The following is a 14236-nucleotide window of genomic DNA, read 5'->3' on the forward strand; positions in this document are numbered from 1 at the left end:
TTTGTAAAGTGTATTGAAAGACGAATTTTTCGGTACGGTTGCTGGCTGCACATTAGCTGCTGCCATCGGAAAATACCGCATGCCTGGAAATAAATTAATTGTAGAAAGCGTTTATCTCTATATCCGAGATACATTTGATTTTCTTAACGATAATGGCGGAGATCAATACCTAGGGCATTGGAATCATACAGGATTTGATGTGTTTTATAGCCATCAGCTTTCAGATAAGAAAAATGAGATTATAGCAGCCTCAGCCTATATAGCAGCCCTCCTTCTCTTTTCGATTCTAAGCCGGAAGACCGTTTCTACCCAGTTTAGGAACAGCCATTTCAACAAATGGCGAGATTTAAACAGACTAGGCGGGGATCTGCTGATATTTTCATCTTTGAAAGAATATCGTTGTAACCCTCCAATTGAAGTGGTTTTGAAATAATAGGCAAAGTTTATGAAAAAGAAAAAAATAGTGAAATGGTTTGGTTTCTTTATATTGATATTTGGATTAGTTGAGTATTGGCGAATCAAGGACATTGGAGAGGAAATTAATAACCTGGATATACATAGCAAATGTTATCAGAATAATGATTTTATTGAATATAACAATTATTCTTGTGGATTTTATTTTATAAACAAAATCTCAAAAGGATTATCTGATGATAAGGAATATGAATTTTGTGAAACCAGACATAGCAGAGAGAAAGAAAAAGTTGAAGAGATAATTAGATTTAAAAATAAATTATTACAAGATCAAAAGAAATTACAAAATAGAAAAATCTTTGCCTGTAGAGGATGGAATGGTTTTAGGACAGCAATCTTTATTGCTGATGAAAAGGATAATTTACTCTACTATTATCGAGATACATCCCCATTTGTTTCGGAATGGGTTCCTGAAAATTTTGCAAGACCCTCTATCGATGATGAATATATCGGCTGGAGTGGCGGACCTGACGGCGGTCCTGTTGCCCCACTGCACCCCAACCTCCTTCAACGGATAGATGCAAAAATTATTCAGTGGCTGGTTGAATTGTTTTATTGAACGGAAAGAGCCCTCTTTGAACCTTTTGTTTTCTAACCTATCATGCAAAAAATAATTTTCCTAATATTGCTTTGCGTGTTTCCCTTTGTGATACACGACTTCATTACTGAACAAAAACGACAAATCGTCATCCATAATTCATCTCCTTATTGGCTGCAAGTTAACGTTTCTAGAACGTATGACAATCAGACTGAGGATGAAGCAATAGAAAATTACTGGAACTTCAATTTAGAGAAGAATGAATCTTCCCCGATCTACTTCTCATATAATAAAAAAAATATTAATGAAACCCTCTATCTTGGTTTTTCTTTTTTCCAGCCAGATAATGATGATGTATTCTATACAGATGAATCTGTACCAACTCCAAAGCAGAGGTTCATGGAAATTCATCGCGACTCGGGCGATTTCTGTGAGAGGCATATTTATATTGGAAGCAGTGGAGAGATAATCAAAGATGAAGTAATTAAGGGATTTTGCTTGGGACGATTATTGAGTTAAATCCTTCATTATTTGAATCCTTGACTAAGTTTCAAGCAAGTACAGGTTGAATTTATAAAGGTCGTCTGAAACCGTATTTGGTTTTCAGACGACCTTTTTGTTTATTTAGGATCGCAGCGGAAATGGTATGCGCAGATTTCGAAGCCGTTTTTGAAATACAGGCGGTGCGCATCGACGCGGTCGTGGTTGACGTGGACGTTGAGGTGGATTTTGGTTACGCCCGTTTCCGCGCCGATTTTACGGACTTCTGCCAACAGACGGGAAGCGTAGCCTTTGCGGCGGCTTTGCGGCAGGGTAACGATGTCGTCGATGTGGATATGGCGGCCGCTGGCGAGGTTGCAGGATTCGCGGAAGCCGCAGACGGCGACGGCGTTGTGTTTGCCTTCTTCGAAAATACCCAAGAGGCGGTAGCCGGCGAGACGTTGGACGGTGTTGATTTGTTCGGTGAATTTGCTGATGTCGGTCAATGAAGAACGTAGGACGCTGAGGGCGGCGAAGGCGGTGGATGTGTCTTCGGGCGGGATTTCGCGCAAAACGTAGTCGGCAGCGGCGGCTTGGACCGGCGCTTTTTCGGCGGCGTGTTTTTCTTCGATAGCTTGTGCCAGCGGGACGCGTTCGGCAGGTTCGCCTTGCGCTTTGGCTTCCTGTTCTTTCAAAAGCTCTTTGCAGTCGATGATGCGCAAGTCGTTGTCGGCGGCAAAATCCATCAGGAAACGGAACATCTGCGGATTGTCTTCTTCGAGTTTCTTATCGACGGCGACGCAGCGGACGTTGTCCACCAGCATGGGGCGCACCCAGTTGGAATAGGACAGCCGGTTGTCTTTGGTGAATGAGGACAATATGCCGCACAGGCGTTCTGCCCAGTCGCTGGGACGGAAAATCTTGCCTTTGTTGGTTGTGCCGTGAATCACGACTTCGTAAGGGTTGCAGACTAACATGGCGGTTTCCTGTGTAGAGTTTGAAATTAGGGTGAAACCTTTCAAAAACTGCTTTTCGTCTTTGTTTTTTATTGATTTCACAAAAGAATATATTTCGCAATTATACCCTACTGTCCGTGCTTCGTGGCGTTCGGGGCTGGAGTCGGATTTTTTGTTTTTTGAAAAACGACAAGGGGTCGTCTGAAAATGGAACGTTAAATTTCAGACGACCTTTGAGCCGTAGCGGCAATATGATGTGTGATGGGTTTGGGACGAAACGGCGGATTACCTGTATTACAAGCATTGGCGCCAAGGCGGATGATTGCCGTCCGGCAAAGGCGACATCGTTTTATTTCAGCCCGGCTGCATCCCCATTCCCCGCCTGCGGACACACGCTGCCGCACAAACAAAAAACACCAACTGCGCCAGATTAAACGTCGCCCCGCCAAGCGAGGCGGCAACAGGCGATTGCGGAAACAGGCTGCACGAAACCGCAATAACCGTTCCTACCGGCAACGGATTGCACCACGCGGCGGCGCGCGGAAGCAGCGTCCTGCGACGCAGCGTCTGTACCAGCAACAGCAGCCATCCTGCCGCAATCGAACCGACCGAAGCCATCCAGTGCACCTCCAGCATCCGGTAAAAATGGCGGAATAGCGCCAGTAGCGGAGGATAATCGTCCGGCACGGCATTCAGCAGCACCTTGGCAACCATGCCCGTAAAATAAAAACCGGCATGTCCCAAAGGCGACAGCGCATATCCGAAAAACAGCACTGCAAAACCGACCTTGGCCGTGCGCCCGGGCCGCATCAGCCGGTAAACGCCGAATGCCGCCGCCAGATACAGCGCCGCAGAAAACGTCGCCGGCAACACGCCCCACAGCAGCCGCTCGGGCGAGCCGGCCTGCATCAGCACGGCAAAATCCGCCGCCTCGCCCAACTGCGGCGCCAGCGTCTGCGAAAGCAGGGGATAGCGTTCCGGCGTCTGCACGAATCCGACCAGCAGTATATCGGCAACAGTCCAGCACACCGCCGCTGCAATTCCCGCCCAAAGCAGCAGAGAAAGTCGGGAAACAGCGGTTTCAGACGACCCGCACCTAACGAATGCTTCATTTTGATTTTGCATATCATGGAATCCTGTCGGGGTATTCTCGACAATAAAATTGACTATTAAACAGGAAGATAAGTTCTCAAATTATCAGCACGTCCTATGATGTTTTCACAAAATTTCCGGCAACTGCTTAAATTCATAGGGAATAACATAAGACCGTCTGAAACTATTTCAAATAGCCTTAAATCATTCCGGCAAGTAAAATTCAGACGACCTGCGTCTGATGTTCGTCGCCGTTTCGCCCGCGGATAATGCCCAAACGGTAAACGGTTTCGCCTTCTCGCTTTTTCACGCCTGAAATCCTGCCGTCTTCGTGTTGTTGCCACCACAGAATACTTCATGTAAATTCCCGCCTGCTCCAACAACCTCTATTCCAAAGAAATCTCCATGAACATACAAAAATATACCGCAACCCTCCTGCTCACCGCCGCATTCTCTGTTGTACACGCCGAACCGCAAGAAGCATCCTTCCAAGACCAATGCGCCCTGGTCGGACTGATGGCTCAAACCGCTATGGGCGAACGCTTGTCGGGCACGGGCATCGGACAAACCGTTGAGAAGATGAACGAACGCTTTATGGTTGTTGCCAAAAACGATTACAGCCGCTCCTTCATTCAAGGATTAACCGAGCGCGTGGCGCAAGAAATCTACCACTTCCCGCAATCGGCTTTGAACGCTGTCCCCAAATCCGACTACGCCATCTTCGCCCGAGATACGGGCAAGGCGGAATATCAGCTTTGTATGAAAGCCCTGACGGGCAAAACCGAATAAAGCAGGTCGTCTGAAAAGGATGAAACCCCATTTTTCAGACGACCTTTTTTCACGAAAATCCGAAACCCCGCCCCGTCAAATATGCGATAATACCGCCACCTCAAACCGATTTCAGACGACCCATGCGCCTTAACGCCCGCCCCGCCCGTTTTGCCCGTACCGCACGCCGCGGCGCGTCCGTCGTTGTTTCGTAAAACCCCGCCTTAGCGGGGTTTTTGCCGAATTGAAGAAAGGAAGCCGAATGCCCAACCCGCTTTACCGACAACACGTCATCTCCATTTCCGACCTGACGACCGAACAGCTCGAGCTGCTCCTGCAAACCGCCCTCAAGCTCAAAGCCGACCCACGCGATGACCTGCTCGAAGGCAAACTCATCGGCTCATGCTTTTTCGAACCCTCCACCCGCACGCGCCTGTCGTTTGAAACCGCCGTACAACGCTTGGGCGGCAAAGTCATCGGCTTTTCCGACGGCGCCAACACCAGCGCGAAAAAAGGCGAAACCCTCGCCGACACCGCCCGCATCATCTCCAGCTACACCGACGCCATCATCCAACGCCACCCCAAAGACGGCGCCGCGCGCGTGTCCGCCGAGTTTTCCAAAGTCCCCGTCATCAACGCCGGCGACGGCACCAACCAACACCCCAGCCAAACCCTGCTCGACCTCGTGACCATCTACGAAACCCAAGGTCGTCTGAACAACCTCAAAATCGCCATGGCGGGCGACCTCAAATACGGCCGCACCGTCCATTCCCTCTGCCAAGCCCTCAAACGCTGGGACTGCGAATTCGCCTTCGTCTCCCCGCCCAGCCTCGCCATGCCCGAATACATCACCGAAGAACTCGAAGCCGCAGGCTGCCGCTACCAAATCCTGCCCGACCTCGAAGCCGCCGTCGAATGGGCGGACATCCTGTACATGACCCGCGTCCAGCGCGAACGCTTCGACGAACAAGAGTTCGCCAAAATCCAAGGCAAATTCAACCTCAACGCCGCCATGCTCGCCAACGCCCGCCCCAACCTGCGCGTGTTGCACCCCCTGCCGCGCGTTGATGAAATCCACCCCGACGTCGATGCCACGCCGCACGCCTACTATTTCGAGCAGGCGACCAACGGCGTTTACGCTCGCATGGCGATTTTATCGCTGGTGTTGAACGAAGAAGTATAAGGAGCAAATATGGAAACCCCAAAACTCAGCGTCGAAGCCATCGAAAAAGGCACCGTCATCGACCACATCCCCGCCGGCAAAGGCCTGATTATCCTGCGCCAATTCAAACTACTGCACTACGGCAGCGCCGTCACCGTCGGCTTCAACCTGCCCAGCAAAACCCAAGGTAGCAAAGACATCATCAAAATCACCGGCGTCTGGCTGGACGACAACGCCGCCAACCGCCTCGCCCTCTTCGCCCCCGAAGCCGTCGTCAACACCATCGACCACTTCAAAGTCATCAACAAACGCCGACTTACCCTGCCCGAAGAAATCGCCGAAGTGTTCCGCTGCCCAAACACCAACTGCGCCAGCCACGGCGAGCCGGTGAAAAGCCGCTTCTACGTCCGCAAACAAAGCGGTCAGACCAAGCTCAAATGCCACTACTGCGAAAAAACCTTCAGCCGCGATTCTGTGGCGGAGGCTTAGTTTTTGCTAAAGCTGGATCGGCATGAATGCAAAAGGTCGTCTGAAAACTTGAAATCAGGTTTTCAGACGACCTTTTTATAGTGAAAAAGAAACGAGCTACGCAAACTCTCATGCCATGTATCCGAAATCCTATCCACAACATCCTCGACAGACGAGAGCAGACTTAAAGAGGTCGTCTGAAACCCCATTTCAGGATTTTCAGACGACCTCTTTCATCATCAAGAATGGTACAAAGCCATCTGCCTTTTAAAACGTAAACCCGGTTTCCAATTCATCATCGCCGACCAGTTCGACCAACAGCGCATACAACGGAGCAAGCTCGGTGTAGCGGCGGGAGGTGCGGCGCAGGTAGTTGAGGAAGCGCGGGATTTCGGGACGGTATTTGTCTTTGCCGTCGCGGTAGTACAGGCGGGCGAAGATGCCGGCGACTTTCAGATGGCGTTGTACGCCCATCCATTCAAACCAGCGGTAAAACTCGTCAAACGCTGCGGGTACGGGCAATCCGGCGGCGCGGGCTTTTTCCCAGTAACGGATAACCAAGTCCAAGACGAATTCTTCTTCCCATTCGATGAAGGCATCGCGCAGGAGGGAAACCAAGTCGTAGGAAATCGGGCCGTAGAGTGCGTCTTGGAAGTCGAGTACGCCGGGGCGGCCGGTTGTGAGCATGAGGTTGCGGACGATGAAGTCGCGGTGGACGTATACCTGCGGCTGGGCAAGCAGCGGCGGCAACAGGGTGTCTACGGTTTGCTGCCAAAGCTGGCGTTGTTTGAAGTTGAGTTCGCGTCCGAGTTCTTTGGCGACGAACCATTCGGGGAATAGGTTGATTTCGCGCAGCATGATGTCGCGGTCGTATTCGGGCAATTCGCCCGCGCGGCTGGCTTTTTGCAGCTCGACCAGTTCGTCTATGGCTTCAAGCAGCAGGACTTTGTGTGCATCCGTGCCTTGCTCTTGCTGCATGGCGGTCAGGAAAGTGGTGCTGCCCAAGTCGTTTAGCACCATAAATCCTTGTGCTTCGTCCACATGCAATACTTGGGGAACGTTAAGCATATTGAAAAGTTTTTGCACTTTTAGGTAAGGAGCGACGCTCATTTTATCGGGTGGCGCGTCCATGCAGATGACGGTCTTGCCGTCGGCAAACGTAGCGCGGAAGTAGCGTCGGAAGTCGGCATCGGCGGCGGCGAAGCTCAATTCGAAGTTTTGTTCGGGATAGACGGCGTGCAGCCAATTTTGTAATTCGGTTTGTCGTTGCATAGCGGTGTCGCGGATTTTCAGGTTAAAATAACCGCTATTCTAACTGGCAAACCGATTTAAGGGGCGATTTTGGCTCGTTTATTTTCACTCAAACCATTGGTTTTGGCGTTAAGCGTCGGCTTCGGCGCGGGAGGGGCATATGCGCAAAATGCATCTTTGCCGCAACCTGCCGATTACGAGCCGGTAAAGACCACCCCGCCTGCGGTTCAAAGCGTGGAGAACCATCGTCCGGTCGATCAAGACAAATTGTCCTTGGGCGATACCTGCCTGTTTTGCCAACATCAGGCTTCAGAAGCAAACAAGCAGCCTGAAATCAAACGCAGCGGCGAAGAAGCCCTGCCGCAGGATTACACACGCGTGATTGCGGATAGGGTTGCCGGACAATCTAAAGTCGCCGTCCGCGCTGAAGGCGATGTCATCATCGAGCGCAATCAGGAAGTGTTGAACGCCGATTGGGCAGATTACGACCAAACCAGCGATACCGTCAGGGCGGGCGACCGCTTTAAGCTGTATCAAGACGGTTCGACCGTCAGCGGCGATACTTTGGTGTACAACCTGAAAGACAATACCGGCTCGAGCGAATATGTCCGCGTCGATGCCGAAAAAGACGGCCGCCGCCTCCAAAGCGTCAGCGAAAAGGCGGAAATGAAAGGCAAAGGGCTGTACAAGCTCATCAATACCAAATTCAATACCTGCTCGCCCGGTGATGCGAGTTGGTACATCAAAGCGAAAAGCATCGAAACCGATCAGGAAACGGGTATAGGCGTGGCAAAAGACGCGTCGCTGGTGTTCGGCGGCGTTCCCGTGCTTTATACGCCTTGGGCGGATTTCCCGCTCAACGGTCATCGCAAGAGCGGCCTGTTGGTTCCGACCTTGGCAACCGGTTCGGACGGTTTGGAACTCGCCCTTCCTTATTACTTCAACCTCGCCCCCAATTTGGACGCCACTTTCCGCCCCGGCATCATCAGTTCCCGCGGCGTGCAGCTTGGCGGACAGGTTCGCTATCTCGAACCGAAATTTAACGGCGTCATCGACGGCGATTGGATGCCGCACGATAAAAAACGCCACGAAAACAACCGCTATCAAATCAAGTTTGACCACAACCACCAACTGACCGACAAACTCAGCGGCGGCATCAGCTTCAATCAGGTTTCAGACGACAATTACTACCGCGACTTCTACGGACGCGAAGACATTGCCAGCAACGTCAACCTCAACCGCCAACTGTGGCTGAACTACGGCGACAATATCTGGGGCGGCTCTTTTGACGGCGCGCTGAACGTACAGAAATACCAAACCCTTGCCAACCAAAACGGTTACAAAGACGAACCTTACGCCATCATGCCGCGCCTGACCGGACGTTGGCAGAAAACCATGGGCAAGGCGAATATCAACGTATTCAGCCAGTTCACCCGTTTCGTACACGACAGCAAACAAGACGGCAGCCGTACCGTGCTGTATCCCAGCGTCCGTTGGGATTTCAACAACCAATGGGGCTATATCCGTCCGAAAATCGGCGTACACGCGACTTATTACGACTTAGGCTCGTTCGGCAACCAATCCGGCCGCCGCGTCAGCCGCGTATTGCCGATATTCAACGTCGATACCGGCATGACCTTCGAGCGCAACGCCAATTTGTTCGGCAAAGCCTATCTGCAAACCCTCGAACCGCGCCTGTTCTACAACTACATTCCGACCAAGTCCCAAAACGACTTACCCAATTTCGACACCTCGGAAAACAGCTTTTCTTACAACCAGCTTTTCCGTGAAAATCTGTACGTCGGCAACGACCGCATCAACTCCGCCAACAGCCTGACCGCCGCCGCGCAAACCCGATTCCTTAATCCGAACAACGGTGCCGAGCTGTTCCGCGCCGGTATCGGACAGAAGTTTTATTTAAAAAACGACAACGTATTGCTAGACGGCAGCGTCGGCCGTTATGAACGCAGCCAATCCGACTGGGTCGGCTTCGCACACGGCAAACTGAGTGACAGCTTTCATGTAGGTTTCGATCTGCACTACAACAAAAATCAAAGCCGTGCCGAAAGCTACGCCGCGACCGTCCGCTACAATCCCGAGCCGGGCAAAGTATTGAGCGCGCGTTACAAATACGGTCGCAACGAACGCATTTATCTGCAATCCGACGGCAACTATTTCTACGACAAAATCCGCCAAGTCGATTTGGCGGCACAATGGCCTATCCGTAAAAACCTTTACGCCGTTGCACGTTACAACTACGAAATCCAAGCCAAGAAACCGCTTGAAATGCTGGTAGGAGCTGAATATAAAAGCAACTGCGGCTGCTGGAGCGCAAGCCTCGTCGGACAACGTTACGTGACCGGCGAAAACAGCCGCAAAAATGCCGTTTTCTTCAATCTCCAACTCAAAGACCTGAGCAATCTCGGCAACAACCCATTTGAAAAACTGCGCTTGGCCATTCCCGGCCACAGCAAAACCAACGAGGTAGTTACCCCATGAACGTCAAACCCCTGATTCTTGCCGCCGCACTCGGTCTGGCATTGAACGCACACGCAGCCCCTAAGGCCAAAACGGTGAAAAAATCCGTCAAACCCGTCGCTGTTCAGACGACCGATACCGAAACCCGTTCTGACGGCGTACGTCTGAGCGACGGCATTGCCGCCATCGCCGACAACGAAGTCATTACCCGTCGCCAACTGGCGCAGGCAGTCGAACGGGCGCGCCGAACCATCCCTAAAGGCACACAAATCGGCGATAACGAATTGCGCGAACAAGTTCTGGCGCAACTCATCAACCAATCCTTGATTGTCCAAGCGGGCAAACGAAAGAATATTCAAGCAGATAACGCAGAAATCGAGGCGGTCATTGCCGCCAATCCTTCACTGAAAAACCCGTCGGCCTCTATCCGCCGTGAAATTGCGGACAGCATCATCGCGGAAAAAGTGCGCCAACAGGCAGTCATGCAGCACAGCCGCGTCAGCGATGCCGAAGTTGCACGCGCCATCGAACAGGCGAAACAGCAAGGCATCGCCCTGCCCGAAGGCGAGCCGCTGCGCCAATACAATGCGCAACACATTCTGATTAAGAGCGACAACGAAAACGCTGCGGCTGGCGCGGAAAGCACCATCCGCAAAATCTACGCACAAGCCCGTAGCGGCGCAGACTTCGCCGGTTTGGCGCGCCAATATTCGCAAGACGGTAGCGCGAGCAGCGGCGGTAATTTGGGTTGGTTCGCCGACGGCATGATGGTTCCGCCGTTTGAAGAAGCCGTCCACAAACTCAAACCCGGCCAAGTCAGTCCACCCGTACGCACACAATTCGGCTGGCACATCATTAAGCTGAACGATGTCCGTGACGCCGGCACGCCCGAAGAGCGTCAACACAACGCCGTACGCCAATACATGTCCGGACAAAAAGCCCAACAAGCCACAGCAAACCTGCTGCGCGACCTGCACTCAGGCGCGTACGTCAATATCCGCTAAGATGTTGTTGAAAAAAGGTCGTCTGAAACTTTTCAGACGACCTTTTTTTGTTTGAGGACAACTTCCCTCTAACACATCAGCCTAATCGCAAATCGAATATCCATCGGGACAAAACGACGTAACCACGGGCAATTTATCGGATACCGCCATACCGTCCGCGCCGATTCCAAATACATCTTAACCAAAAATAAATATTCTTATCTCATTAAGACACTCCCTAAAACATCCGCTAATTCTCCTCTAACACTCCCCCTCTAGAATGATGTTCAGAAAAAAGAAAAACAAGTCTCCTCACATAACGATAGTCTGCTCACACTGACACGGACGGAACATCATTTTCCCCACCATCGTTTTCCCCTAAGGAGCGTATCATGAAACTGAATCTGCAAAAAACCACCGCTGCTGTTTTAGCCGTTTTGTTCAGCGCAGGCGTATTTGCCGCCAACAATGCCTACAATCCATTTGATTACAGTTACCAAAACCACAAATACGGCAAAAAATGGGGTAAACCCGCATCCGAAGCCGAAGGCGAAAGAGTGATGAAAAACGCTGCCTACCGTTCGGGCGTGTACTACACCAACGTAAACCGCATTCCTGCCAGAGCAGACCGTAACGGTGTGAAAACCGTACAGGTCAACGACGCATACACCCGTCAAAACCTCGGCCGCTATGCGTTCAACACCATCAAGAGTGGTGGCTCTGAAGTGTACTACGGCGAGTGGGTCGGTAAAGAATACGCCAAAGGCACCAACCGCGGCGTTTTCTACTCTGGCGACAAACGCGCCACCTCTATGCCGGTATCCGGTGTAGCCAACTACGCCGTCAAAGGTATCAACAATTACACCGGCAACAACCCGATGGTCGGTACTTTGCGCGCGGACTTCGGTCAACGCGTCTTGGCAGGTTCTATGAAAAACAACGCTGTACAGATGGACATCCATTCCCGCATCAAACCGTCCAGCGCATCGTTTGAAGGCTACGCCCGCGCCAACGGCCACTTCGGTAAAACCGAAGGCCACTTCTTCGGTCACAACGCAAGCGCGCTGGCCGGTGTTGCCAAATTTAAAACCGACCGCAACTTGGATACGGCATTCGGCGGTGTGAAACGCTAAAATCCCTAGTTAAGTAAAATGAGTTAAGTAAAATAAAGCCTGCACCCGCAGGCTTTTTTAAACACCAGCCCGCCAACCTTCTCAAGGTCGTCTGAAACCGCCGACCGGAAAGCCGACACCATGTACAAACCGTCTGCCTGCCTTATCCTGTTTCTCGCCGCCCCCGTCCTTGCCGCGCCCCGTTCTGACTTTTCAGACGACCGTACCGCGCAACGCCTGTGGCAGGATACCCGCCAAACCATGCAGGAACAGGAACAAAAAGTGCGCGAATACCGCCTCGACATTCCCGCCGAACACATCGGGCAGACAGCCGAAACCGATCCCGAAGCCGACCAAGGCGAAGCCCTGTTTAACGCCGTCAACCGCAGCGACTGGCAAACCGTGCGCCCGCTGCTTGAACGTTATACCCAGCAAACCGAATACGACCCCGACATCGCCCTATTCGCCCGCGCCTCGCTCGCCCGCGGCGAAGGCAGATGGAAAGATGCCAAACAAGACTACGAAACCCTGCTGCAACGCCACCCCGACTTCACGCGCGGACGGCTCGATTACGCCCGCCTGCTCTTTGAAGGTCGTCTGAACCGCGAAGCCACTTCCGAATTCATGCGCCTGCAAAACGAAGACCTGCCCGAAGCTGTCAAAGAAAACATCGGCCATTTCCGCGATTCCTTAAACCAACGCCAAAGCTGGCAGGGCAGCCTTTCCGTCGGCGCCGTCCACAACAGCAACATCAACGAAGCCAGCGGCAAAGTATGGTGTAAAACCGAAATCGACGGCGAATGCTGGGAAGAATTTTCAGGCGACCAGCCCATTTCCGCCAACGGCATCAAATACGAAGCCGCCGCTGTCCGCCGCTGGCAGATTAAAGGACATCACGGCATCGCCGCCCGCGCGCTCGGCTACGGCCGCTTCTACCGCGACCATAAAAACTTCAACGAACACACGCTCAACCTCAGCGCAGGCTATCAGTTTGAAAACCACCGCCACACCTTCGCCCTCGCCCCGCTCGTCGAATGGAACGGCAGCGGCGGCAAAACCCTCAACCGCGCCTACGGCGTGCGCAGCGAGTGGAACCTCGACAAAGGCAGCTGGACGTGGAACACCGAAGCCGAGTGGAAACACCTCTCCTATTCCGACAAAACCCGCCTGCTCGACGGCAGCCTCTTCTCCGTTTACAACACCTTGTCCTACTTCCCGCGCAACGACCTCATGCTCTACGGCGGCATAGACTGGCAGCAGCGCAAAGCCAAAGAACCCGTGGACAGCTACCGCCTCATCTCCGCACGGCTGGGCGCGGCGAAAATATTTGAAGCCGGCTTCGACGCCTCCGCCTCCGCCACCTTCGGCATCCGCAGCCACCGCGAAGAAAACGCCGTACTCGAACAACGCCGCCGCGACAAAGAACAAACCTACCGCCTCAGCATAGGCGCGGACCGCTGGAAATTCGCCGGCCTCAAGCCCGTCCTCAGCTACAAACACCGCCGCGTCAAAGGCAACACCGACTGGCTGTACAGCTACAAGCAAAACGAAGTCGGTTTGTCGCTGGTCAAATCGTTCTAACGCAGGACGCAGAAACGCAAAGGTCGTCTGAAATTCAGTTTTCAGACGACCTTTGCGCGTTTTGAATTATTCCCCGTCTTTAACCGGATGATCGGGCAAATACACATCAAATCGGGTGCTTTTGCCCGTGTATTGGTAGGCGGGTTTTTCGCCGTTGAGAAACTCGCCGAGGCGCGGGCGTTTGACGACGACGCGCTTTTTGGCGATGGCGCGGGCGGCGGCAAGCAACCCGGCTTCTTCTTGGGCGGCACCGACGACGCTGTGGAAATACGCCATTTCCTTTTTGACGGCGGCGGACTTTTGGCGTTCGGGGTACATGGGGTCGAGGTACACAATGTCGGGGCGCGATTGAGCGGCGAGTTCGCGCATCAATTCGACGGCGTTGCCATAATGGAAAGTCATGCGGCGGGCGATGTCTTGAATTTCAGGCGCTTGCAGCGCGCGTTCGAGGCCGTCGGCAAGCAGGCAGGCGACGGCGGGATGCTGCTCGAAAGTGTGGACGTTCAAACCGAGCGAGGCGAGGACGAAACTGTCGCGCCCGAGTCCGCCGGTGCCGTCCCAGACGGTCGGTTTGGTTGTGTGGTTGACCGCCTTGGCAATCAGCTCGCCGCCGCCTTTGGTGCGCCGGTATTGGGCTGCGCCGCCGCCGAAATCGACGCGGACACGCCCCTTCTCCCCCGCGCGGCACAAGCTGACGCCCTCCGCATCGGCAAGCAGGTATTCGCCGCTGTCGGGCAGGTCGGACAAAATCGGAAGCTGGAATTGCCGCGCCAAACGGCGGGCGTGTTCGGTGGCGGTGTCGGCGAGATAAATGGGCGTCATGGCGGTTGCGGGTCGGGGTTGTCTGAAAAAGGCGGATTATATAGTGGATTAAAATAAAAATGAGACAAGGC

14 protein-coding genes are annotated in these 14236 nt (G+C 52.9%); 10 read left to right on the forward strand and 4 right to left on the reverse strand.

Going from position 1 to position 14236, the window contains the following annotated elements; genetic code table 11:
• Window positions 1-13 precede the first annotated feature (13 nt).
• From HMPREF3277_RS02790 to HMPREF3277_RS02800, 3 genes are read left to right on the forward strand one after another with little or no spacing between them, the layout of a single operon-like run.
• Window positions 14-433, forward strand: a complete 420-nt coding sequence (locus HMPREF3277_RS02790) for a DUF6402 family protein (protein WP_141765172.1) — start codon at window positions 14-16, stop codon at window positions 431-433.
• Between the two features lie 12 nt (window positions 434-445).
• On the forward strand, window positions 446-1033 hold the full coding sequence (locus HMPREF3277_RS02795) for a hypothetical protein (protein WP_070869976.1): 588 nt from the start codon (window positions 446-448) through the stop codon (window positions 1031-1033).
• 42 nt (window positions 1034-1075) lie between these two features.
• Window positions 1076-1531 (forward strand): hypothetical protein, encoded by a 456-nt coding sequence (locus HMPREF3277_RS02800; protein ID WP_070869977.1) that lies wholly within the window; start codon window positions 1076-1078, stop codon window positions 1529-1531.
• A gap of 101 nt (window positions 1532-1632) precedes the next feature.
• On the opposite strand, the gene HMPREF3277_RS02805 is transcribed toward HMPREF3277_RS02800, so the two are convergent.
• Both HMPREF3277_RS02805 and HMPREF3277_RS02810 read right to left on the reverse strand, forming a co-directional pair.
• Complete coding sequence (locus HMPREF3277_RS02805) at window positions 1633-2469, reverse strand: GNAT family N-acetyltransferase (protein ID WP_070869978.1); 837 nt, start codon at window positions 2467-2469, stop codon at window positions 1633-1635.
• A gap of 333 nt (window positions 2470-2802) precedes the next feature.
• Window positions 2803-3573, reverse strand: coding sequence for a DUF6796 family protein (locus tag HMPREF3277_RS02810; RefSeq protein WP_070869979.1), 771 nt, complete (start codon window positions 3571-3573; stop codon window positions 2803-2805).
• A gap of 372 nt (window positions 3574-3945) precedes the next feature.
• On the opposite strand from HMPREF3277_RS02810, the gene HMPREF3277_RS02815 reads away from it, so the two are divergent.
• The 3 genes from HMPREF3277_RS02815 to pyrI all read left to right on the forward strand — a co-directional run bounded on the left by HMPREF3277_RS02815 (window position 3946) and on the right by pyrI (window position 5959).
• Window positions 3946-4329, forward strand: a complete 384-nt coding sequence (locus HMPREF3277_RS02815; RefSeq protein WP_070869980.1) for a hypothetical protein — start codon at window positions 3946-3948, stop codon at window positions 4327-4329.
• A 241-nt stretch (window positions 4330-4570) separates the two neighbouring features.
• Window positions 4571-5491, forward strand: a complete 921-nt coding sequence (gene pyrB, locus HMPREF3277_RS02820) for an aspartate carbamoyltransferase (protein WP_003768497.1) — start codon at window positions 4571-4573, stop codon at window positions 5489-5491.
• A 9-nt stretch (window positions 5492-5500) separates the two neighbouring features.
• Complete coding sequence (pyrI, locus tag HMPREF3277_RS02825) at window positions 5501-5959, forward strand: aspartate carbamoyltransferase regulatory subunit (protein WP_049228004.1); 459 nt, start codon at window positions 5501-5503, stop codon at window positions 5957-5959.
• A gap of 246 nt (window positions 5960-6205) precedes the next feature.
• On the opposite strand, the gene amgK is transcribed toward pyrI, so the two are convergent.
• On the reverse strand, window positions 6206-7210 hold the full coding sequence (gene amgK / locus HMPREF3277_RS02830; RefSeq protein ID WP_070869981.1) for an N-acetylmuramate/N-acetylglucosamine kinase AmgK: 1005 nt from the start codon (window positions 7208-7210) through the stop codon (window positions 6206-6208).
• A 69-nt stretch (window positions 7211-7279) separates the two neighbouring features.
• Between amgK and HMPREF3277_RS02835 the strand changes: the two genes are divergently transcribed.
• From HMPREF3277_RS02835 to HMPREF3277_RS02850, 4 genes are all read left to right on the forward strand, one after another.
• Window positions 7280-9688 (forward strand): LPS-assembly protein LptD, encoded by a 2409-nt coding sequence (locus HMPREF3277_RS02835; protein ID WP_210401147.1) that lies wholly within the window; start codon window positions 7280-7282, stop codon window positions 9686-9688.
• Complete coding sequence (locus HMPREF3277_RS02840) at window positions 9685-10671, forward strand: peptidylprolyl isomerase (protein ID WP_070869983.1); 987 nt, start codon at window positions 9685-9687, stop codon at window positions 10669-10671. Before HMPREF3277_RS02835 ends, HMPREF3277_RS02840 begins: the two co-directional genes overlap by 4 nt.
• Window positions 10672-11042: 371 nt before the next feature.
• A complete protein-coding gene (locus tag HMPREF3277_RS02845; RefSeq protein ID WP_070869984.1) occupies window positions 11043-11783 on the forward strand; it encodes a Slam-dependent surface lipoprotein in 741 nt (246 codons plus the stop codon).
• A 120-nt stretch (window positions 11784-11903) separates the two neighbouring features.
• Window positions 11904-13343: a porin family protein gene (locus HMPREF3277_RS02850; RefSeq protein WP_070869985.1), complete on the forward strand. Its 1440-nt coding sequence runs from the start codon at window positions 11904-11906 to the stop codon at window positions 13341-13343.
• Window positions 13344-13409: 66 nt separating this feature from the next.
• Here the strand turns inward: HMPREF3277_RS02850 and HMPREF3277_RS02855 are convergent, their stop codons facing one another.
• Window positions 13410-14165 carry a class I SAM-dependent methyltransferase gene (locus tag HMPREF3277_RS02855; RefSeq protein WP_070602688.1) on the reverse strand — a complete coding sequence of 252 codons (756 nt, stop codon included), beginning with the start codon at window positions 14163-14165 and terminating at the stop codon, window positions 13410-13412.
• Window positions 14166-14236 lie beyond the last annotated feature (71 nt).

The sequence above is a fragment of the Neisseria sp. HMSC70E02 genome, from assembly GCF_001838645.1.
In the GTDB taxonomy this organism is placed as follows: Bacteria; Pseudomonadota; Gammaproteobacteria; order Burkholderiales; family Neisseriaceae; genus Neisseria; species Neisseria macacae.